The sequence below is a fragment of the Fusobacterium sp. genome (assembly GCF_032477075.1).
GTDB lineage: Bacteria > Fusobacteriota > Fusobacteriia > Fusobacteriales > Fusobacteriaceae > Fusobacterium_A.
The window spans coordinates 1-20,678 of the sequence record NZ_JAWDXO010000047.1 but is presented as its reverse complement, the minus strand read 5'-3'; the positions used below and the strand labels follow the sequence as shown (position 1 = coordinate 20,678).

The 20,678-nt window shown below is 27.9% G+C and carries 24 protein-coding genes; 16 read left to right on the top strand and 8 right to left on the bottom strand.

Features of this window, described 5'->3' with window-relative positions; genetic code table 11:
* The first annotated feature begins 193 nt into the window (after positions 1 to 193).
* From E6771_RS14465 to E6771_RS14455, 3 genes are all read left to right on the top strand, one after another.
* Positions 194 to 478 carry an HU family DNA-binding protein gene (locus E6771_RS14465; RefSeq protein WP_316092052.1) on the top strand — a complete coding sequence of 95 codons (285 nt, stop codon included), beginning with the start codon at positions 194 to 196 and terminating at the stop codon, positions 476 to 478.
* Positions 478 to 747, top strand: a complete 270-nt coding sequence (locus tag E6771_RS14460) for an HU family DNA-binding protein (protein WP_316092051.1) — start codon at positions 478 to 480, stop codon at positions 745 to 747. Before E6771_RS14465 ends, E6771_RS14460 begins: the two co-directional genes overlap by 1 nt.
* 424 nt (positions 748 to 1,171) lie before the next feature.
* On the top strand, positions 1,172 to 1,531 hold the full coding sequence (locus E6771_RS14455; RefSeq protein ID WP_316092050.1) for a hypothetical protein: 360 nt from the start codon (positions 1,172 to 1,174) through the stop codon (positions 1,529 to 1,531).
* Positions 1,532 to 2,418: 887 nt separating this feature from the next.
* Here E6771_RS14455 and nfsB read toward each other — a convergent pair.
* Complete coding sequence (gene nfsB / locus E6771_RS14450; protein WP_316092049.1) at positions 2,419 to 3,072, bottom strand: oxygen-insensitive NAD(P)H nitroreductase; 654 nt, start codon at positions 3,070 to 3,072, stop codon at positions 2,419 to 2,421.
* Positions 3,073 to 3,365: 293 nt separating this feature from the next.
* Here nfsB and E6771_RS14445 point away from each other — a divergent pair, with 293 nt between their 5' ends.
* A complete protein-coding gene (locus E6771_RS14445; protein ID WP_316092048.1) occupies positions 3,366 to 3,551 on the top strand; it encodes a hypothetical protein in 186 nt (61 codons plus the stop codon).
* Positions 3,552 to 3,987: 436 nt separating this feature from the next.
* On the opposite strand, the gene E6771_RS14440 is transcribed toward E6771_RS14445, so the two are convergent.
* Together E6771_RS14440 and E6771_RS14435 are read right to left on the bottom strand one after the other, a co-directional pair.
* Positions 3,988 to 4,653 (bottom strand): S24 family peptidase, encoded by a 666-nt coding sequence (locus E6771_RS14440; RefSeq protein ID WP_316092047.1) that lies wholly within the window; start codon positions 4,651 to 4,653, stop codon positions 3,988 to 3,990.
* 168 nt (positions 4,654 to 4,821) lie between these two features.
* Entirely contained in the window at positions 4,822 to 5,247 is a 426-nt protein-coding gene (locus tag E6771_RS14435; protein WP_316092046.1) for a C-GCAxxG-C-C family (seleno)protein, read from the bottom strand.
* Between the two features lie 368 nt (positions 5,248 to 5,615).
* Between E6771_RS14435 and E6771_RS14430 the strand changes: the two genes are divergently transcribed.
* The gene (locus tag E6771_RS14430; RefSeq protein ID WP_316092045.1) at positions 5,616 to 6,086 is read left to right on the top strand and encodes a pyridoxamine 5'-phosphate oxidase family protein; all 471 of its coding nucleotides are present in this window, start codon (positions 5,616 to 5,618) and stop codon (positions 6,084 to 6,086) included.
* A 431-nt stretch (positions 6,087 to 6,517) separates the two neighbouring features.
* Here the strand turns inward: E6771_RS14430 and E6771_RS14425 are convergent, their stop codons facing one another.
* The 4 genes from E6771_RS14425 to E6771_RS14410 all read right to left on the bottom strand — a co-directional run bounded on the left by E6771_RS14425 (position 6,518) and on the right by E6771_RS14410 (position 8,772).
* Positions 6,518 to 7,273, bottom strand: coding sequence for a hypothetical protein (locus E6771_RS14425; RefSeq protein WP_316092044.1), 756 nt, complete (start codon positions 7,271 to 7,273; stop codon positions 6,518 to 6,520).
* Positions 7,274 to 7,390: 117 nt separating this feature from the next.
* Positions 7,391 to 7,774: a hypothetical protein gene (locus E6771_RS14420; RefSeq protein ID WP_316092043.1), complete on the bottom strand. Its 384-nt coding sequence runs from the start codon at positions 7,772 to 7,774 to the stop codon at positions 7,391 to 7,393.
* A gap of 54 nt (positions 7,775 to 7,828) precedes the next feature.
* Positions 7,829 to 8,074 carry a hypothetical protein gene (locus tag E6771_RS14415; RefSeq protein WP_316092042.1) on the bottom strand — a complete coding sequence of 82 codons (246 nt, stop codon included), beginning with the start codon at positions 8,072 to 8,074 and terminating at the stop codon, positions 7,829 to 7,831.
* A gap of 344 nt (positions 8,075 to 8,418) precedes the next feature.
* Positions 8,419 to 8,772: a hypothetical protein gene (locus E6771_RS14410; protein WP_316092041.1), complete on the bottom strand. Its 354-nt coding sequence runs from the start codon at positions 8,770 to 8,772 to the stop codon at positions 8,419 to 8,421.
* Positions 8,773 to 8,999: 227 nt separating this feature from the next.
* On the opposite strand from E6771_RS14410, the gene E6771_RS14405 reads away from it, so the two are divergent.
* From E6771_RS14405 to E6771_RS14370, 8 genes are all read left to right on the top strand, one after another.
* Positions 9,000 to 10,463: an AlkA N-terminal domain-containing protein gene (locus E6771_RS14405; RefSeq protein WP_316092040.1), complete on the top strand. Its 1,464-nt coding sequence runs from the start codon at positions 9,000 to 9,002 to the stop codon at positions 10,461 to 10,463.
* A 20-nt stretch (positions 10,464 to 10,483) separates the two neighbouring features.
* A complete protein-coding gene (locus E6771_RS14400) occupies positions 10,484 to 11,023 on the top strand; it encodes a methylated-DNA--[protein]-cysteine S-methyltransferase (RefSeq protein WP_316092039.1) in 540 nt (179 codons plus the stop codon).
* 22 nt (positions 11,024 to 11,045) lie between these two features.
* Entirely contained in the window at positions 11,046 to 11,837 is a 792-nt protein-coding gene (locus E6771_RS14395; RefSeq protein WP_316092038.1) for a hypothetical protein, read from the top strand.
* Positions 11,838 to 12,031: 194 nt separating this feature from the next.
* A complete protein-coding gene (locus E6771_RS14390; RefSeq protein WP_316092037.1) occupies positions 12,032 to 12,913 on the top strand; it encodes a sugar ABC transporter permease in 882 nt (293 codons plus the stop codon).
* Positions 12,903 to 13,721 (top strand): carbohydrate ABC transporter permease, encoded by an 819-nt coding sequence (locus E6771_RS14385; RefSeq protein WP_316092036.1) that lies wholly within the window; start codon positions 12,903 to 12,905, stop codon positions 13,719 to 13,721. The genes E6771_RS14390 and E6771_RS14385 overlap by 11 nt, the downstream gene beginning before the upstream one ends.
* Positions 13,722 to 13,736: 15 nt before the next feature.
* Positions 13,737 to 14,816 carry an ABC transporter ATP-binding protein gene (locus tag E6771_RS14380; RefSeq protein WP_316092035.1) on the top strand — a complete coding sequence of 360 codons (1,080 nt, stop codon included), beginning with the start codon at positions 13,737 to 13,739 and terminating at the stop codon, positions 14,814 to 14,816.
* A gap of 37 nt (positions 14,817 to 14,853) precedes the next feature.
* Positions 14,854 to 16,158 carry an ABC transporter substrate-binding protein gene (locus E6771_RS14375; protein ID WP_316092034.1) on the top strand — a complete coding sequence of 435 codons (1,305 nt, stop codon included), beginning with the start codon at positions 14,854 to 14,856 and terminating at the stop codon, positions 16,156 to 16,158.
* Between the two features lie 20 nt (positions 16,159 to 16,178).
* The gene (locus E6771_RS14370) at positions 16,179 to 16,949 is read left to right on the top strand and encodes a sugar phosphate isomerase/epimerase (RefSeq protein WP_316092033.1); all 771 of its coding nucleotides are present in this window, start codon (positions 16,179 to 16,181) and stop codon (positions 16,947 to 16,949) included.
* Positions 16,950 to 17,018: 69 nt separating this feature from the next.
* On the opposite strand, the gene E6771_RS14365 is transcribed toward E6771_RS14370, so the two are convergent.
* Positions 17,019 to 18,008, bottom strand: a complete 990-nt coding sequence (locus E6771_RS14365; RefSeq protein ID WP_316092032.1) for an MBL fold metallo-hydrolase — start codon at positions 18,006 to 18,008, stop codon at positions 17,019 to 17,021.
* A 212-nt stretch (positions 18,009 to 18,220) separates the two neighbouring features.
* On the opposite strand from E6771_RS14365, the gene E6771_RS14360 reads away from it, so the two are divergent.
* The 3 genes from E6771_RS14360 to E6771_RS14350 form a co-directional block, all read left to right on the top strand.
* Positions 18,221 to 19,147: an AEC family transporter gene (locus E6771_RS14360; protein WP_316092031.1), complete on the top strand. Its 927-nt coding sequence runs from the start codon at positions 18,221 to 18,223 to the stop codon at positions 19,145 to 19,147.
* 770 nt (positions 19,148 to 19,917) lie between these two features.
* Positions 19,918 to 20,478 carry a hypothetical protein gene (locus tag E6771_RS14355; RefSeq protein ID WP_316092030.1) on the top strand — a complete coding sequence of 187 codons (561 nt, stop codon included), beginning with the start codon at positions 19,918 to 19,920 and terminating at the stop codon, positions 20,476 to 20,478.
* A gap of 17 nt (positions 20,479 to 20,495) precedes the next feature.
* The coding region (locus E6771_RS14350; protein WP_316092029.1) for an autotransporter-associated N-terminal domain-containing protein at positions 20,496 to 20,678 on the top strand (183 nt) is incomplete at its 3' end.

The window sequence follows — 20,678 nt, the reverse complement described above, 5'->3', positions numbered from 1 at the left end:
ATGCTCTTTGATCTAAAGGGAACTTATGCAATAGAAAGAGATTCACATAATGGTACAGGTAAAAACAAAACAAAAGGCGAATGGATAGTAGGAGCAGGGTTTGGATATAAGTTCTAAAGATTAAAAAGTGAAAGGCTGGCTGATAAATAGCCAGCCTTTTAATAAATAATTTAGTATTTTAAGGAGTAAAGTTATGACAGAAATGGAGTTTATAAGATTCTATAAGAAAAGAAACAAGGCAGCAAATCATAAAGAGGTAAAAGAAAAAATAGACTTATTCTGGAATACTCTGTTAAAAGTCCTGAATGAAGGGAGAAAAGTAACACTGAAAAATTGGGGAACATTTGAACAAAGAGAGGTAAAACCAAGAAAAGTAATGACACCTAGAATGACTAAGGCAGGCTATACAAAAGCCAAGAAAACAATAAAATTTAAGGCAGGAGCAGGATTGGAGGACATAATAAATGGGGCAAGCTGATGAATAAAAAAGAATTATCAAAAGAATATAGCAAAATGAGTAATGGAGAAATATCAGAAAAAAAAGCATTAAAGGAAATAGAAATATTTCTTGAAACTTTGCAGCAAGCATTAGCAACAGATAAACAGGTAAAGTTTTTAGGAAGAGGAGTATTTGAAGTGCTGGAAAGGAAGTCGAGAACAATAGCCAATCCAGCAACAAGAGAACCAATGACAATATATCCAAAGAAAACAGTGAAATTCAGAGTTTCTAAAAATCTATTGAAATAATAAAAAGCAGAAAAAATTCTACTGTACCAAAAATAATTTAGAAGAAACAGAATACATAAGAAATACTGAAAAAATCTGCCTGATAAATGAATTTAAAAGTCAAAGGAGTATTTCCAGAATATACAGAATACAGAGAATTAGAGAAGGTGAAAATGAAACTTACTCTCAAATTTACACATATGAATTAAAAAAATCAGCAATATAGAAGGTTAAAATTGACCTTTGTTTTATTAAAAATCTTACTGAGCAGCTATTAAGCTGCTTTTTTGTATTTTTATCTAATTTTACTTAAAGACATCTAAAAGACATAAAACTGAAACATAAATACATAGAATTGTATACGAAATGACATGAATATAATATATAATAACATTAATAAATATAATGATTAAAAAATTATTATAGAATAAAGGAGGAAAATTTTGTGAAATTTTTAGTGTTATTACCAATATTAGCAGTAATAATATATTTTTATTATAGAAGAAAAATAGCAAGTTATACAGAAGAGGATTTAGAAGAAATGATTCAAGATATATTTACTATGAAAAAACAGCTTATAACATTTGAATTATTGGAATTAAAAAGGAAAGAGCAAAAAGTATCTGTTTCTAAATTAATAAGAGAAACAGGAATAGAGGAAAAAGAATTAATAAGAATATTAAGTGGAGGATATGATTTATCGACTAAAGAGAAATATACAAGATATATAAATTTAGTAGAGTTGTTATTTTTAGAACTTGGAATAAACAAAATAGTATTGGAAGAGATATGGAAAGAAGAGTAAATTTGTATATTCTGCTTTTGAAAAGTATTCAGAATTTAATATTGATGGATTCTAATTATTTTATCAGAAAATTGCAGAACTTATTTTAGTTACTGACCCTGAAACGAATAAGACTTCTAATATAAAAGACACACATATTAAATGGTTAAAAACTATTCTTAAAGAATTAGAAAATATAAAAAAAGTAAATTTTGTTAGACTGTAGATGGAGCTTTTCATCTACAGTTTTTATATTTTAAATTAGAAAAATAAGGTCAGATTTTAAATTTAGAAGCAAAGCACATAAATAAGAAAAAATAGCATAAAGACAAATATTCCTCCTCTCTTGTTTTAAAATAAAAATCATAGATTCAAGTTTTTATTTTATCAGAAAAGATTATATAAACTTTAGTCTTTAATTGAATTTTTAAGGTCAGGATTTAATTCAATGGTTTTGTCATAATCTTCAATAACTTCTTTATGCAGCCACCAACTAATAGCAGCAATATAACTACTAAAAATATTTCTTTCATAACTACTCTTTTGTACTTTTTAAATTATTTTCTATCTTTAATTTTAGCATATTATTTTTTCATAAATGTAATATAATATAGAAAAATTCACAAAAATTGCAAAAGCTAGTGAAATTTTATCATTTCTTATTTTATTAATTATTTTAGTAAGTTACTCAAAGGGTTTCTATATAAAGTTTTTAAAGAAATTTCTATAGAAAGAATAATATGTAATTTTATTGTCAATAAATAAGAAAAGAGATATTGAAAACTTAAATATCTCTTAATTCTATAGATTTAAATGAATTTGACAGTACAATTTTAGTTAAAAATAAGCAGAGCACTTTCTATTTCTTCTCTAATAATTTTATCATCTTCAATCAAAAGGACTTTAAATTAAACTCTTTCTATAATATCTTTTTTAGAAAGCCTTGATTTAGGTAAGTTTTTATTAAAATCATTTTCACTATGGTAACCAACTGCTACAATGATTGATGAGCTATAGCCCTTTTTACGAAGTCCAAATTCTTCATCAGCTACTTTAAAATCAAAACCCTCCATTGGAACTGCATCTAGTCCAAGAGCAGCTACACCAAGTAAGAAGTTACCTAAGTTGAGATACAACTGCTTATCTGTCCAGTGCTGAAAATCTTTATAGTCAAATTTATGCATATTGGCAAAAACACTTTTTCCACTACGATTTTGTTCTTTAAATTCCTTTTTTATAAATCTTCCGTCAGCATCTTCTTTTTCAAGAACTTTATTAAGATGCTCCTCTGTTAAATCAATCTGTGAAGCAAAAATAATAACTGCACTTGCATCTAAAATTTTTTGTTCATTAAAGGAGTAAAAACCTTGTGAACTTTTAGTAATCCTTTTTTTACCTTCATCACTTGTAGTAAGAATAAAATACCAAGGCTGAATATTTGTTGAAGATGGAGAAAGCTGAAGTAAATCTTCAAGCTGAGAGATTTGTTCTTCAGTTAGTTTTTTAGTTTTGTCAAATACCTTTGTTGAGTAACGTGTTTTTAATACATTTAAAATATCCATAACTGATACCTCCAAACTTTAATCATGTATTTTGTTAGCTTTCGTTGATAATTATATTATAGTCTTTCTTTTTAAATTAATCAAATACGAATATTTTCATCCATAGAAAAATACATATAATTTTAGAAGTTATAAAAAATGACTTTATAAAATCCACTTTAAAAGCTTTTAACAGACATAATCTATCTACAGTATACCTAGTTTTTAAGGTGAAATAATGGAAAAGGAAAGAAACGTTTAATTATTTTAATGAGTATGAGAAAGTAATAGATAAATTTATTTTTTATACATTTATGAAATCTTATGAGAATATACTGACTCAGTCATCATTATTTGGGAGTTGTCCTGAATATAAGCACAGTTGTTCATATACATTTTTTAATGACAAACTTCCACCATTTTTTGCAACAGCATTGGTTTCAATAAATGAAGCTGCAATAATAGTATTTCCTGATGCCTTGCACACTTTAAGTTGGTAGTTTTTCTTTCGTTCTAAACTACTTTTTTTATTTGAGCCAAATTGAATCCAATACCAATCTATTTTAGTAATATCAACATACTTTATTGTAATTTTTCCCAGCCATAAAGATATTTCAACCTTTTGTATTTCCCTTATGTATGTTATTTTATTATATGGTATGCTGAATTGAAAGTAAAGTAAAACTAACCTGGTTACTTAAGGAGATAACTTTATTATCATCATTAAAACTTTCTATAGCTACAATATTTTTTTAAAGTACTTATAACTAATAATTTTTTTTAAAAATAGCTATTATTTTATCTAATGGTCTTGCAACTTTAAAAGTGGCTGAAAATATAAAAGAAATTATTGAAGAAGATTTAGGAATGATAATTAAAAGGCAAACTATATGATAACTTTGCAAAACCTAAATATAGTAAAAAATATAATTAAAATTATTGAATATCATTTATAACTTTTAATGCTTTTCCAACAATGTTTAATTTATCTTCTTGGCTAATAAAAATAGGGGGATAATTGTGATTGTCGCTGGTAAGAGCAATATAGTTTTTAGCTATCTTCAATCTTTTAACACAATATTCTCCATTTATAATAAAAACCCCTATTTCATTATTTTTAACTTCCATATTTTTTCTGCAAATAATAAGAGAAGAATTTTTAATAAAAGGTTCCATTGAATCTCCTTCCATATTGATAGTGAAAAGAGTTTTAGTATTTCTTACTTCAGGTAAGGAAATAAAATTTAAATTTTTTTCTTTAGCAGAAGGTTCTGTTTCTGTATTTGTTTTTGAATAAAATTGAATATATTTATGTTTAGGAAGTTTTTTGTTTTTTTGTATTGTTAGTGTTTTTAGTCTTTTTAGTATTAGTGAAGGAGTTCTTTCTATAGCTATTAAATAATTAAATCTAGCAATCTCTTCATCATTAAGCTTTAATATTTTTATCATTTTATTAAGTATTTTTTCACCTGGAGGATTTTTTATTTCCCCATTTTCAAGACAGTTATAATATGATTGTGTCATCTTGATCGTTTTAGCCAGTCCATTCTGAGTATAGCCTAATTCTTCTCTTTTAGTTTTTAAAAAAGTCTTAAAATCCATGTTACACCTCTTATATTTATATATGAATAATTGTATTACAAAAATTGAAATTTTATAACAAAGAAAAAATAGAATTTTAGAGACAAAATATCAAAATAAAAACAGACAAAGAATTTATCTGTTTTTGTCATGATAATTATTATTAATTATTTTTTGAAATATATTAGTTCATGAATAATTGATTTTTTTCTTAAAAAGTAATTCTTCCAGTTTTTTTGCGATTTCTTCAACTAATGCATGACAAGGGTTATCAAAACCAATAATTTCAAGTTGCAGTAGCTCTGCACAATGTAGAGTTGTAAAAAGGCTTGTAAAAAAATCAGTAAGTTCACATACCATTTCATAACCTTGTATGTTATCGTAATCTGTCTGTCCTTCTTGGGTTGTAACAAGTCCTATGACACCTACTGCAACAGTAAATGCACCACAACATGATTTTTCTGTTTGCATTCCAATTCCCATTAGAGAAAACATCTTTCTAGTTTCTTCAGCAAGATTTAGATGATAATATTCGTTACAAGCTTTAAACATTGCCTCAGCACAAGTTAAATTTGTTCCAATATGATATTTATTTACCAATTCATATAATTTCATAAATATTCCCCTCTAATATTTCAATTTATTTCTCTATTTCTTTTATTATAGCATAATTTTAAAAGAATGAAAAATAATAGCTTTTTCAACATAATTTCCTAGATATTCACTTTTTTATATATAATTAAAAATATAAATTAAACAGAAGAGCAGCTTATTGATTACTATCTTTATTTGTTTTTTTCTAACTAATAAAGTATGAGATTTTCTAAATAATATGTTTAATTTAAAAAATAATAGTTGTAAAAATAAAATAAATGTGTTATTTTAATTATATATATCTATAATTAAGTGAAGGTGATGAAGAATAACAAACATGGAGATTAAATAGAAAAGTAAATTATAAATCAATTGTGGGAGGATGAAAAATGAATAAATATGAAGAAGCTATGAAATTGTTAGAAAAACAGGTAGGAAATAAAGATGGATTGATAACTCTTTCTACTATTTCACTAGAAACAGGAATTGATGGAAAAAGTAAACCAGCCTCTCGTATTGTAGATGCATACTATGAAGATGGAGCTTTTTATATTGTTACTTATGCAACTTCAAATAAGATGTTGGAATTATTAAAAAATCCTCATGTAGCTATTTGTGTCATTGTAGAAAATTTTACAGCTGATGGTATTGGAGAAAACTTAGGTTGGGTGTGTGATGAAAAAAATATAGAAATGATGACAAAGTTGAGAGAAATATTTGCTGCTTGGTATTATGAAGCAAATAATGATGAAGACCAAAATACATGCTTACTGCGTATTTCTTTAACAAAAGGATTATGGAATAATCCTCATGAGGGAACTAAAACTGAAATTGATTTTATTAATAAGATAGTAAATTAAATATTTTCTAAGTTTTCTATATTTTAATGGATTTTAAATTAAAATAGCATTGTATTGTTGAAAAAATTAAAATTTTAAAAATATATTAATATAAAATTTATAATTAAAAAACTGGAAAAGTGTATTAGAGTTTCCATCTTAGTTATCTGATATTTTAAGGATAAGATAAAATATCTATTTTCATACTTTTTTATTTAATTTTATTAAGAAGAGTTTTATTCTATTCAAATTTTTTAAAACAAAAAAGGAATCTCGACACCGTAGAGATTCCTTTTCTATATATTAAAACATCTTGAGGATAGATATTTGTAATAATAATATACTATAACAATTTTGTTTTCCTTTTTTATATTTAAAAAATATTTATTTTTATATATTACTTTCATATATTTAAAGTATTAAAGAATATTTTTGATTTAAATAATTTTAATTTATTTGAAAATATTTTTGTAGTATATAAATAAAATAGCTAAAATAAAATAAAATATAGGAATTAGAATTTTAGAAATTATCTTTTTTGAACTTCTGTTTTTTTCTTTTTCTTCATATTCCTCATCTGTTTTCTCATCATCAGCATATTCCTCATCTTTATCAAAATAATCCCCATCTATTGAATAACTCAAAAGTGAAGGAAGATCATCTACAATACTGTAATCTTCTATTAAATCATTATCTTCAAAATCTATATCTTCAAGTTCCACTAAATATTTCAGAGAGGATATATCCCTTACACTTGTTTCCTCTAAAGATAAATATTTAAGAGATGGGAGATTTTTTAAAAATCCAAGATCCTTTATATTTTCCCCAGTTAGAATTAAATCATTCAACTGAGGCATTTCCCTTAAGAAATAAAAGTCTTCTATTTCTGTATCATAGAAATATAGTTCAGTTAAATTTTGAAAATAATTAATAGGAAAATAAAAAGATTTACATTTAGAAAGTGTTAATATTTTTAATTTCTCACATTTATATATAACATCTATATCTTCTATTTCATAAGTCCCTTCATCTTTATCTATATATAAATCTACTAAATTAGGAAAAAGTTCTAAATCCTTTAAAGAAATACTATCTCCACTAACCCATATACTTAAACTTTTTACATTATTTAAAAATTTTTCATTTATAAAAAATGAAAATCTCTTTTTACAGGCTTTTTTAATATCCTTTTCATTAAAAGTTATCATAATCTCTCCCAGCTATAAAGAAACAATAGTTTTTTTAATATTATATTTCATATATTTTTTAATAATTATAATCCATATTTTAATCTTATTTATAATTATATCAATAAGTATAATCATCTAAATTAAAGATATAAATTTACTAATAGCTTTTTTTGCAGTTTGCTGTTTTATAAGACCTTCCTTAGCAGCTGCACTTATGTATACTTCATGATTAATTACATGAAGGATTAGAATGGCTGGATTTAAATTAAAAAATCCACTTCCAACCATGGCTATCAGCCTCTGATTAATTTCATCATATTCAAGTACATTTCCTTGTTTTTCTAATATCTTTTTACAATATTCCAAAGGATTCTCTTTACTTACTGTAACTGTTTCTTCATGACTTATAGTAGGAAGTTTTTTGGCCACAGCTTTTATTTCACTGCCCTTTCCCAATATATCATAATCTGCCAATGCCTGTGCAAGTAATTTATCTTGATTTTCTTTGCTGTAGTTCACAATAGTTCTCCTCTTCTCCTTAGTTTATATAATTTTTTAAATTTTTTATACCTTTTATTTCTCTTCTATTTTTTCAATAATTGTTGTAGATATAACAATTTTAATAATATGAATTATTAGGAAAATAAATGTGAATATACTGTAGAATACAATAAACCAAGAAGATAAAGTAAAACTTCTAAATATAAATCGCAATCCATAATTTAAAATAAGTCCTACTATTCCAAAACCAATTGTTAAACAGAGGACATTCAGAGCAGTTCCCATTAGGTCAAGTTCTGACTTTAATTTATACTTCATTTAAATCCCTCCCATTTTTTATATTTAATAGAATTTTATACAAAGTTTGATAATTTGGATCTTTATTTTTTAATAAAAGAAAACTAAAAACAAGATTTTAAGAATATCTTTGTTTTAGATTTTTATAAATAAAAAAAGTTAACAATAAAATATAAGATAATGAATTATACCATATTATTTATTGTATACAAATAAGAAATTAATGTAAATTAAATATATATAATTAAAATATAATTTTTTATATTATATTTTAAAAGAACTTTAAATAAATTTTTAAAATTATTTGTGATTTTAATTTCTATATGAAAAAAGCAGAATAAATCTCTGCTTTCATGTTCTTATATTTAATTTTGGTTAGGAAGAGTTTTATTATATTCAAATCTGGCTTTCATTACAGCAGTTTTCATTTTTCCTCTTTCAGTACTTATTTCCGTATTAAGTTTTTCAACTTTATTCCAATCAGGAGCATCTTTAAGCAGTTCTTTTTTTATCTCTAATCTTTTTTCTTCAATAAGAATACTGCTTTTTTCCATTTCAGGATTTTTCTTAAAGTTCATAGGAGTTGAAGGTGGTTGGCAAGAATTATTCAAAAGAAAATTTCTTCCTCCATCAGAATTGTTCCAGTTTTTGTGTCCACCTGCAAATGCAGTAGCTCCTAAAGCTAATAACATAGCTCCTATAACAGTTAATTTTTTCATATTCATCACTCTCCATAAGTTTTTTCTTTATGCAGTAATAATAACAGATGATTATGGCTTGAATATGTCAGAACTTATTTTAGAACTAAAGAATAAAAAAATATAATATCATTTTGTTATTTAGAGGAATATGGATAAAAATTTTAAATATAAAAAAATTCATGTCCGAAAACAGCCAGATTTTTTTAAAAAAGGATGATATAATTATAAAAAAGGAAGGTGGGATGATGCTGAAAGATAAAAAATATGCATGGTATATGGCATTTAAAGCAAAAGATACAAGATTTGATGGACGTTTTTTTGTAGGGGTATCCTCTACAAAAGTATATTGTCGTCCAGTATGTCGAGCAAAAATGCCAAAATTTGAAAACTGTACTTTTTTCTCTACAGCGGCAGCGGCAGAACAGGGAGGTTATCGGCCATGTCTCATATGCAGACCAGAACTTGCACCAGGAACTTCTATTACAGATGCTACAGCTTCTCTTGTCAGTCATGCAGCTAAAACACTGGAAGAAGAATGTGGAAATGGTGATAGTATAGAGGAAACTGCTAGTCATCTTGGATGTACATCCCGTCATTTACGCAGAGTCTTTGTATCAGAATATAATGTAACTCCTACACAGTATCTGCAAACCTGCAGACTGCTTCTTGCTAAAAGCCTGCTTACTGATACAAATTTATCAGTTCTTGAAGTTGCAATGGCTTCTGGCTTTGGAAGTTTAAGACGCTTTAATGATGTTTTTAAAAAACAGTATAAACTTGTACCTACTGCTTTACGTAAACAGACAGGAAATGAAGGAAAACAAACTGATAAAATTACCTTGGCATTGGGCTATCGCCCTCCTTATCAGTGGGAACATATCTTAAAGTTTCTTGCTCTGCGTGCTATTCCAGGGGTGGAAACAGTGAGAGATAATAAGTATTATCGTACTGTACATTTTGTAAATGAAGAACAGCATATATATGGCTGGATACAAGTTGAGCATCAGCCTGTTGGAAGTACTCTGAAGGTTACAATGTCAGCTGCCCTTCTTCCTGTATTATCACAGGTATTAACTCGTGTACGACATCTTTTTGACTTGTCTTGTGACCCATATGCAGTATATGAAGGACTGGAATCAATGAATGAAATCAATACTGAACTTCGTGTATTGGGCATTCGTGTACCTGGTTGTTTCAATCCTTATGAAATGGCAGTAAGAGCAGTTTTAGGTCAGCAGATTACTATAAAAGCAGCAAGAACATTAGCAGCGAGACTTACAGAAAACTTTGGTACACCAGTTCAAACTGGAATAGAAGGACTGACTCATATTTTTCCAGAGCCAGAAGATATTCTGAATTTAAAAGATGAGACTAATGAATATCTTAGAAAAATAGGGATAATTCAAACAAGATCAAAGACTATTTTAGAGCTTGCTAAAGCTTTTGCAGAGAAAAATATAGATTTTAATTCCTGCAATTCTCCAGAAAAAGGGATAAAAAAATTGATGAATATCTCTGGAATAGGAAGCTGGACAGCTCAATATATTGCTATGCGTGCTATGGGATGGACTGATGCTTTTCTGGAAACTGATTATGGAGTAAAAAAGGCATTGGCACCATATACTTCAAAGGAAATACTGACTTTAGCAGAAGCCTGGCGCCCATGGCGGAGTTATGCAACAGTTAATTTGTGGAATTCGTTGCAATAAATGAATTAAGGAGGCAGAAAATGAATTATTCAACACACTATTCATCACCTTTAGGAAAAATATTACTGGCAAGTGATGGAGATAATCTCATTGGATTATGGTATGAGGGGCAAAAGTATTATGCTGCTACTATCAAAGAGAAGATAGAAGATAAATCAGAACTTTCAGTATTTAAAATTACAAAAAAATGGCTGGATAGATATTTTAATGGAGAGAAACCAGATATTTCAGAACTTCCATTATCTCCAAAAGGTGGAGAGTTTAGAAAAGCTGTATGGGATGTTTTATGTAAAATTCCTTATGGAAAAACTATTACTTATGGTGAAATTGCAGAAATTTTAGCTGATAAAATGGGAAAAGAAAGAATGTCCAGTCAGGCAGTTGGTGGAGCAGTAGGGCATAATCCTATTTCCATTATCATTCCATGTCATCGTGTTATAGGAAAAAATGGAAGTTTGACAGGATTTGCAAGTGGTATCAGTAAAAAAGTTAAACTGCTGGAGCTTGAAAAAGTTGATATGTCGCATTTTTTTGTTCCTACTAAAGGTACAGCACTTTAAAATGGGAAGATATGGAGAAATTATGAAAAAAATGAGAATATTTTTTATTTTTGGTTTTCTAATTTTTTATAGCTTCACTTTAAAGGCAGATAGTCAAGATAAAAATAAAGAAATTAAATCAATACATATCTTTGTAGCTCTTTGTGATAACAAATATCAGGGAATAGTTAAGGTACCAGAAAAAATAGGAAATGGACAGGATTCAGAAAATAATCTTTACTGGGGCTGTGCTTATGGGATAAAAACCTATTTTAAAAGAAGTAAGGAATGGAAGCTGGTAAAATCGGAAAAATTAAATTCTATAGTACTTGAAAGGGTTATATTTAAACATATAACAGAAAAAGATACCTATCTCATAGCAGATGCCTATGATGGCAAGTATATTAAAGAGTGTACAAAAGATTTCTTAAGTGCTGGTTCTGGAATAGAAAAAGATACAATAGAGCTGAATGGAAAAACTATTGGAATAGGTGGCAATGCTGGTTTAATATCATATATTGGCCATAATGGACTTATGGACTTTAATATCAGAAATAAATATGTAAATAAAGACAAGAAAAAAAGAGATATAATTATACTTGCCTGTTACAGCAAACTTTATTTTTCTAAACATTTAAATTCTGCAAATGTCAATCCTTTAATATGGACAACAGGACGTATGGCACCAGAAGCATATACTATTCATACAGCAGTAAATGGCTATCTGAAAAAAGAGGATAATGAAAAAATAAGAGAGAGAGGAGCAGAAGCTTACTCAAAATATCAGAAATGCAGTAAAAAAGCAGCTAGAAATTTATTAGTTACAGGCTGGTAGACAATAACAGTATAAAATAATATAAAAAGAGATTGATAGGCATTTCAATCTCTTTTTTCTATTTGGATGATTGATAAAATGTAAAATAACTGTAAAAAAGTTTTTACTGTTATTATACATTAATTTTATATTTTATTTACATAAAGGTGCTAATATTTCAATATAAAAATAATAAATATTGAGGAGAGGTTTAGTTGAAAATAAAAAAAGAAAATTACATGATTGCGCTTTTAGTTCCAGCTATAGGAATTTTTACTGCATTTGTTTTCTGGCCTATATTGAGAACTATTTATCTCAGTTTTTTTGACTGGAATATGATAAGTAAAAATAAGAAATTTATATTACTGGATAATTATACAAATATATTGACTGATTCAGTTATATACAAATCTCTGGGAAATACATTCCTATATATAATATTTTTAGGAATATTCAATTTCATACTGCCATATGTATTTGCTTATGCACTGGCACTGCTTATCAGCAGATTAAAAAGCTTCTATAGAGCAATGATATTTTTTCCAAGTATAATTTCCCTTGTGGTAGCTTCTCTGGTGTTCTTATGGCTTTTCAATCCTATGTCAGGGCCTATATCAAAAGTTTATGAATTATTTGGGATAGAATCTCTATTTTGGCTGAAAACCAATGGATTGGTAATTCTTTTGGTGAGCATTATAACCGCATGGAAAATATTTGGATATAATTTGATACTTCTTTTAGCAGGGATACTGGAAGTTCCATCAGAATTAATAGAAAGTGCCAAAATAGATAAGCTTTCTAATCTTCAAATATTTATATATATAGTACTTCCAATGACATCTTCCACAGCTTTGTATGTGTCAATAATGACAGTAGTATATGGACTTCAACAGGTGTTTGTCCCTATAAATGTCCTTACTCAGGGAGGACCAAATAATGGAAGTACAAACCTTGTATACAGTATATATCAGTATGCTTTTACCTTTTTTCAGACAGGAAGGGCTTCGGCACTGGCTATAATCACTACTCTGTTTTTCTTTGTATTGATAAGTCTGAAGATAAAAATACTGGAAAAAGGAGTATATTATGAAAACTAGAGAAAAAAAATGGCATATATTATTTTTTATAATTATTCTCTTGCAGATATTTCCTTTGATATATATGCTTTCTATATCACTGAAAAGTATGGATCAGGTATTTTCTGAACCTTTAAAACTGATTCCATCAGTAATTACACTTGAAAACTATAAACACATATGGAATAATGTTCCAATAATAAAATATATATGGAATACTTTCTTTATTTCAGCAATGGTCACTTTGGGAAAAATAATTACAAGTATTATGGCAGCTTATGTCATGACATATAAGGAATTTAAAGGGAAGAAAATAATTTATTCAATGATATTGATTACTTTGTTTGTTCCTTTTACAGTAACAATGATTCCAAACTATTTAACTGTGTCAAAACTGGGGATATTGGATACTAGTTTTGGAGTCATTCTTCCTCAGTTAGCAGATGCTTTAGGAATACTTTTAATGATGCAGAATATGAGAGGAATACCAAAATCTCTTTTAGAGGTAGCTAAAATAGATAATATATCTGAAACAAGAACTTTGATACATCTCATAATACCTATGATAAAAAATTCTATAATAGCAATGGGAATATTGTTCTTTATCAATTCATGGAACGAGTATTTCTGGCCCTTGATAATACTGAGCAGCAAGGAAAACTATACATTATCTCTTGCACTTCAGATGTTCATAAGTTCAGAAGGAGGAAATAATTGGGGAATAACTATGGCAATAGCTGGAATGACTATAATTTTTCCAATAATTCTATACATATTTTGCCAGAGAATGATAATGACTAGCTTTGTTAAGTCGGGAATAAAAGGATAATTAAAAGGAGACAAAATGAGCAGTATAATGTTTAAAAATGTATGTAAAGACTATGGAAGTACTCAAGTAGTAAAAAATCTCAATCTGGAAATTAATCCAGGAGAGAGACTTGTTCTCTTAGGTCCATCTGGGTGTGGAAAGAGTACCACATTAAGAATGATAGCAGGTCTTGAAAAAATAACATCAGGGGAATTGTATTTTGGAGATAAATTAATGAATGATATAGAAGCTGGAGAAAGAAATGTAGCAATGGTATTTCAAAACTATGCTCTCTATCCTCATATGACTGTCTGGGATAATATAACATTTGGTCTTAGGATGAATAAGGTAGAAAGAGAAGAGATAGAAAAAAGAGCCAGAGAGGCATTGAAGATATTAAATCTTGAAGGATTGGAAAAAAGATATTCTAAAGAACTTTCAGGAGGGCAAAGACAGAGAGTTGCTCTGTGCAGAGCTGTTGTGAAACAGTCTCCATTCTTTCTTTTAGATGAACCCTTATCAAATCTTGATGTACAGCTGAGAAATACCTCAAGAGAGAAACTTGTAAAACTTCATAATCTGTACAGACCTACATTTGTATATGTGACTCATGACCAGATAGAAGCTATGACAATAGGTCACAGAATAGCAGTATTAAATAAAGGATATCTTCAGCAGATAGATACTCCTGAGAAAATATATAACAATCCAGTAAATGTATTTGTAGCTAAATTTATAGGAATACCTCAGATAAACATACTCAGGGCAAATATAAATGAAGGGGATATTCTATTTAAAAATAATACAATAAAGTTATCTGATGAAAAAAGAGAACTTATTGAGAAAAGAAGAGAGGTATATCTGGGTATCAGACCTGAATATGTAAAAGTGAGCAGAGATAAATCTGAAAACAGTATAAAGGGAAATATAGCTAAAATAGAAAATTATGGAAGTCAGAAATGTCTGCTGATAACAGTAAATGGTGAAGAAAAAGTTATGGCCTCTGTACCAAATGACAGTGATTTTAAAAGATATGAAGATGTGTATATAAAGTTTACAAAGAAAAATATGCTTTTCTTTGATATAGCTACTGAAAATAATATAGAAATGGAATAATAAAAATTTAAATAAATATTTAACAGGAGGAAAGAAATTGAAAGCAAATTTGAAAAATGGATTGATATTAGGAACAATGATGTTCATGGCTGCATGTTCACAGGGAGAAAAAACATCAACTGAAAATACAGCACAAGAGAAAAAACCAGTTCAGATAGAATACTGGCATGTAGCTTCAGAAACTTTTGGAGGAGGGGCTATAAAAGAACTAATCAAAGAATTTAATGAACAGAATAAAGATATTCAGGTAGTTGAGAAATTTAATCCTGATATGTACAAAGGTCTTACTCAAAATCTTCAGGTATCAATAGCTTCAAATAAATACCCTGCAATAGTTCAAATGGGGTATTCATATCTAAACTATGCAAAGGATAATTTTGAATATACACCAGCACAGGATGTTATAAATAAATATTTTCCAGAGGATAAAAACTTTCTTGATAAAAATTTCCTTCCTAATATTCTTGAACTTGGACAGGTAAATGGAGAGCAGGTGGGGATACCTTATTCTATAAGTAATCCTATTATGTATATCAATGCAGATTTATTTAAAGAAGCAGGACTTAATGCAGATACTCCTCCAAAGACTTGGAAAGAAGTGGCAGAAGCAGCTATGACAATAAAGATGAAAACTGGAAATCCAGGGTTCTTCATGCAGGAATATGCTGATAACTGGGCTCAACAGGCTTTGTTAGAAGGAAATGGAGGACAGATGCTGAAGGTGGAAAATGGAGTCACAATACCTACATTTTCATCAAAAGAATCAGCAGAAGCTTATCAGCTCACAGCAGATATGGTAAAGGATAAATCAGCAATACATGCAAGTAATGATGAAGGATTCCAGACTTTTCTAAATGGAAAACTGGGGATGGTAGTGACAACAATTGGTAAAAGAGAAAACTTTGAATCAAGTGCTAAATTTGACTTAAGAGGAGCAAAGTTCCCATTATTTGATGGAAAGGAAAGAAAACTTCCAGCTGGAGGTAATATGCTTATGATAATGGCAAAATCACCAGAGGATCAACAGGCAGCTTGGAGATTTATGAAATTTCTTTTAAGTGCTGATTCTACTGAAAAATGGACTAAAGGTACAGGATATCTGCCACCTACTATTGTGGAAAAGGGAACAGGAATAGACAGATTTCTTACTGAAAATAAATTAATGAGTGTAGCAGCGAGCCAAATGCCGGATATGGGACAATGGGCAAGTTTTTCAGGAAGTAATGGATTAAAGGCAGAACAGATACTTATAGATGCCAGAGATATTATATTAAGTGGTGAAAAACCAGCAAATGAAGCTCTTGAAGAAGCACAAAATGAAATTATGAAACTTATAAAGTAATTAGTATGAATGGAGAAAATATGAATAAAATATATGTTAGTGATCTTATATGTGCCAGTGACAACTATGAAGATACAATAAATTTTTTTATGGATAATAAAATAAGAAATATAGAATTTTTTATAGAATCTCATGATGAGAAACATACTGAAAAGTTAAATAAAATTCTTGAAAATTATTCAATGGAAAATGTTTCATTTCATGGACCATATAGATATTTTAAACTTACAGTATCGGAAAAAAACTGGGAAGAAATACTAGAAGATTTTAAAAAAGCTATAGATATAACCCAAAAATATAAAGGGGAATTTCTGGTACTTCATACTAATGAAACTTTAGAAAATGAAATTGATAAAAATATAATAGAAAATAGAATAAAAGAAATAGTAAAAATAGCTGAAAAAAAATCTGTAAAGATAGCAGTAGAAAATGTAGGAATCAGAAAAAATATGCTGTATAATCAGGAAGAATATATTGAACTCATAAAAAAATATGGATTTTATTCCCTTATAGATATAGGACATGCTCTATTAAATAACTGGAATATGAAAATTTTAATAGAAATACTGAAAGATGATATAATAGGATACCATCTCCATAATAATAATGGAGAAAAGGATACTCATCAATCAGTTTTTAATGGAAAGTTTGATTTTAAAGAGATAATAAAGAATATTTATGAGAAAACACCAGCTGCAAATTTGGTATTAGAATATTCTTCTGTTACACCTAAAAATGAACTTTTAGAAGATTTAATAATGTTAAGTGGCTTTAGCAGAAATATAAAATAATAAAATAAAGAAAAACTAGTTAAAAGTGATATAAAAATTCACTTGAAACTAGTTTTTTTACAAAAGATTTTATTTTAATTTATATTTGTATATGTCATCACTTTTAAATTTAACTATTTTATTTTCATTGATTAAAAAATCTAAATGAGACAATGTTTCTCCAACAGCAAACCATTTTTGATTATCTGGAAATTCTGACCATGATTTTCCTCTCATATTCCATTTCATTAAGCTGGCTATTTCATATGCTGTTAATCCATTGGAATGTTCTTTGATTACTTCAAGTGTATCTAATAGTCTAGATTTATGATGCTCTACTATCTCATCTATTCTATTGTAAATATCTTCAGAAGGTGTTCTATGTCCTGGAAAAGTTTTCTTTATTTCAAATCTTTTTATTTTTTCTAAACTGCTGATGTAATCTCTCAAAGAATCTTTTACTTTTAACCATGCAGTTATATTTGGAGTTATATCAAAAAGAATGTGGTCTCCTGAAAATAGAAGTTTTTCTTTTTCTAAATACAGACATGTATGACCAGGTGTATGTCCTGGAGTAAGAATAACAGTAAATTCTAATTTATCAATATTAAATTTATCTCCATCCTCAAGTGAAATTGATTCAAATATTCCATCTGGAGCAAAAATTCTTGCTTGATTTGTTTTTCTCAATCTTTCTATTATTTCATAAGGGAAACCTTCAGAAGCAAATCTTTTCTCTGACTCTTTCCAATTTAAACCTTTTAGATTTTCAACTATATATTCATAATCAGTTTTTCCAATATAGATTTTACTATTTTCATGAGCAATCTTATTTATAAGCCCAGTATGATCAGAATGCAGATGAGTTAAAAAAATATCTGTTTTCTCCATATCCACATTTAATTTTTTCAAATTTTCTATAAGAGCTTCATAACATTCTGGACGATTAAAACCAGTATCAATTAATAGATTTCTATTCTCTGATTTTATTAAGTAAGAATTTAAAGTTTTTAATGGATTTTCTGGTAAGGGTACAAGAATTCTATATATCTCTGGTTTTTGGTAAAACAATTCTGGCATAATTTTATCCTCCTGTATATTTATTCTACATATAAAGTATATACTTATTTTAATTATTTTACAATTAAAACAATGATTCATAAAAAAACAGAAAGTATATATTTTATATTACTTTAAAATCTTTAAAAGGTTTTTTTACATAATTATAGTTAAATGAAAGAAAAGGGTATATAATATCAAATATTAAAAATCAAATGACAGGGGGAAGTTTTATGAAACAAGTTCTGATGAAAGCCTCAGCTTTTGTCTTTATCATAATAATGGGGTATGTGTTGAAAAAAAGAAAATTCTTTGCACCAGATGATTATAGAATAGTAACAAAGATAGTTATAAATATAACTCTTCCAGCAGCAATAATCACTAGCTTTGGAAGTTTTCAAAAAGAAGATTCACTCTTTATACTTGTACTTCTAGGACTTGGATGTAATATGGTAATGATAGTTCTAGGATATATTCTTTCAAAGAAAAAAGAAGATAAAGTAAGGGCATTATATATGCTTAATTTATCAGGATATAATATAGGAGCATTTACTCTGCCCTTTGTTCAGAACTTTCTGGGAGCATTTGGAGTAGTAGCAGTATGTATGTTTGATATAGGAAATTCTATAAGCTGTACTGGAGGTTCTTACGCAGTGACATCTGCAGTAATAAAAACTGGAGAAAAAGCTTCTTTTTTACAGTCTATAAAAAGACTTTTTTCATCAGTTCCCTTTGTAACATATACAAGTATGTTGGTATTGGCTTTGTTGAATATCCATATACCTGAAGAGATAATTTCCGTGACCTCAGTGATAGGAGCTGCCAATGGATTTGTTTCCATGCTTATGATAGGAATGATGTTTGAGATAAAATTCAGATATGATTATCTTTCAAAGGCTGGGTTTATATTGGCAGTGAGATATATAGCTTCTGGAATAATGGCATTGTTGTTTTATAAGTTCATGCCCTTTCCATTGGAAATACGTCAAGTATTGGCAATAGCAGTATTCGCCCCAGTTTCAGCGCTGTCAGCAGTATTTACTGAAAGATGTGATGGAGATGTTGGAATAGCAGGTTTTACAAGTTCAGCTTCAATAATTATAAGTATAATAATAATAACCTTTCTTCTGGTATCTATGGGTATAGGGATACAAATATAAAAGGACACTCAAATGAGTGTCCTTTTATATTTAATTAATTATTTTTATGGAAAACAACTGTAAGAAACATTTTAAATGATTCTTGAGCAAAAATTGAATGAGTTTTTTTGCAGGCATTACAAGAGTTTCCCTCCTGATTTAAAATATATTTTTTTCCATCTACTGTAAAAGCTCCTGTTCCTTCTAAAAATAGTTACCATAGCTCTCCTGAAGATTCGTGGGTACTTATTTACTCACTTTTATCAAAAGCAAATCAAGTCAAGCTTACTGCATTGTTTTGAACAAGAGTTTTACTTACTATTTACCCTACTCGTACTGTAACTAAATCTTTTAAAACAGTTATTTATTCATGAGGAATATTTTTCAAAATATTTATTTCCATATTTGTCCTTCCTAATTTTATATTATCCATATAAACACTATAACAGAGATTTTTTTAGAAAACAGTAGTATATGTTACCTTATATTTAAAGTAATTTATAAAATAAATAAATCTAAATAAAATTACATATGTAAAATATAAAAAAAATTACAATCTATTGTATACTATAAATCTAAATAAAAAAATATTTATTTAAAATTACACATGATATATATTCTTTTTATTTGTATGTGATTTTTTTTTATGTTACAATGTGTATATGATAACAAAATAAGTATATATTTTCTTAGTGAAAAATGTATACCATATATATCTAAAAACTTTGTTTTTAGTATTTTTGTTTGTCAAATATACAAAAAGAATTTAAGCATAATTTAAGGAGGGAAAGATGAGAAAAATAGCGATGTTATCTCTTTTTTTATCTTGTCTAATTACAGCAGTTTATTCACAGGAAATAAGTGAAAAAGAGGGCAGAAAAGTTCTTGAACAGATAAGAAGAGAAATACAGACTGAAGAAAAGGAAAGGCAAAAAGCTATTGAAGATGGAGAAAAAGCCAGAATAGCAGCAGAAAAAGAAGAGGAAAAAAAGGGGAAAAAGATATTAGAAGATATCAGAAGAGATATGAATGAATCTCTTGAAGAGAAAGTATTCAGAAGTGAAAATACTCCAGAAGCTAAAATAGCAGCAGCAGGAGCAGCTTTTGAAATAGGAAAGGAAAGAATGGCTTTCTTGAAAATGGAAGAAGAAGAAATCATGAAGCTTGAAGAAATCTTAGGGGAGGAACCAAATGAAAATAGAGTATTTTTAAGTCAGAAATTTGATGAAGTATATGATAAGTTTAAAACTAATAATAATGAAATTGAACTTATTTTACTTGAAAATGAAAAACTTAATGAATACTTGAGCAGATTAGATAAGATGGAACAAAAAGTAAAGGTAGGAAATTAATATAGGGGGAAGATTTTATGAGAAAAGGTGACATAGAAAAATCTTTAAAGAGATTTTTAAAAAGAAAAGTTAGTTATTCTCTTTCACTCTTGATAGCCTTCATGATAACTGGAGGAATATCTTTAAGTGCAGGAATAACAGCAGAAGATATTCAGGAAACAAAAAGTGATCTTTTAACTAGAATACAGCTGGAAAGAGAA

Bases quoted from the DNA above. Each gene is read 5' to 3' on its own strand.
- E6771_RS14430 (WP_316092045.1), top strand. From the start codon at position 5,616: ATGAATAAATATGAAGAAGCTATGAAATTGTTAGAAAAACAGGTAGGA.
- E6771_RS14380 (WP_316092035.1), top strand. From the start codon at position 13,737: ATGAGCAGTATAATGTTTAAAAATGTATGTAAAGACTATGGAAGTACT.
- E6771_RS14465 (WP_316092052.1), top strand. From the start codon at position 194: ATGACAGAAATGGAGTTTATAAGATTCTATAAGAAAAGAAACAAGGCA.
- E6771_RS14395 (WP_316092038.1), top strand. From the start codon at position 11,046: ATGAAAAAAATGAGAATATTTTTTATTTTTGGTTTTCTAATTTTTTAT.
- E6771_RS14435 (WP_316092046.1), bottom strand. From the start codon at position 5,247: ATGAAATTATATGAATTGGTAAATAAATATCATATTGGAACAAATTTA.
- E6771_RS14385 (WP_316092036.1), top strand. From the start codon at position 12,903: ATGAAAACTAGAGAAAAAAAATGGCATATATTATTTTTTATAATTATT.
- E6771_RS14355 (WP_316092030.1), top strand. From the start codon at position 19,918: ATGAGAAAAATAGCGATGTTATCTCTTTTTTTATCTTGTCTAATTACA.
- E6771_RS14440 (WP_316092047.1), bottom strand. From the start codon at position 4,653: ATGGATTTTAAGACTTTTTTAAAAACTAAAAGAGAAGAATTAGGCTAT.
- E6771_RS14415 (WP_316092042.1), bottom strand. From the start codon at position 8,074: ATGAAGTATAAATTAAAGTCAGAACTTGACCTAATGGGAACTGCTCTG.
- E6771_RS14425 (WP_316092044.1), bottom strand. From the start codon at position 7,273: ATGATAACTTTTAATGAAAAGGATATTAAAAAAGCCTGTAAAAAGAGA.
- E6771_RS14360 (WP_316092031.1), top strand. From the start codon at position 18,221: ATGAAACAAGTTCTGATGAAAGCCTCAGCTTTTGTCTTTATCATAATA.
- E6771_RS14370 (WP_316092033.1), top strand. From the start codon at position 16,179: ATGAATAAAATATATGTTAGTGATCTTATATGTGCCAGTGACAACTAT.
- E6771_RS14460 (WP_316092051.1), top strand. From the start codon at position 478: ATGAATAAAAAAGAATTATCAAAAGAATATAGCAAAATGAGTAATGGA.
- nfsB (WP_316092049.1), bottom strand. From the start codon at position 3,072: ATGGATATTTTAAATGTATTAAAAACACGTTACTCAACAAAGGTATTT.
- E6771_RS14405 (WP_316092040.1), top strand. From the start codon at position 9,000: ATGCTGAAAGATAAAAAATATGCATGGTATATGGCATTTAAAGCAAAA.
- E6771_RS14445 (WP_316092048.1), top strand. From the start codon at position 3,366: ATGAAATCTTATGAGAATATACTGACTCAGTCATCATTATTTGGGAGT.
- E6771_RS14365 (WP_316092032.1), bottom strand. From the start codon at position 18,008: ATGCCAGAATTGTTTTACCAAAAACCAGAGATATATAGAATTCTTGTA.
- E6771_RS14400 (WP_316092039.1), top strand. From the start codon at position 10,484: ATGAATTATTCAACACACTATTCATCACCTTTAGGAAAAATATTACTG.
- E6771_RS14410 (WP_316092041.1), bottom strand. From the start codon at position 8,772: ATGAAAAAATTAACTGTTATAGGAGCTATGTTATTAGCTTTAGGAGCT.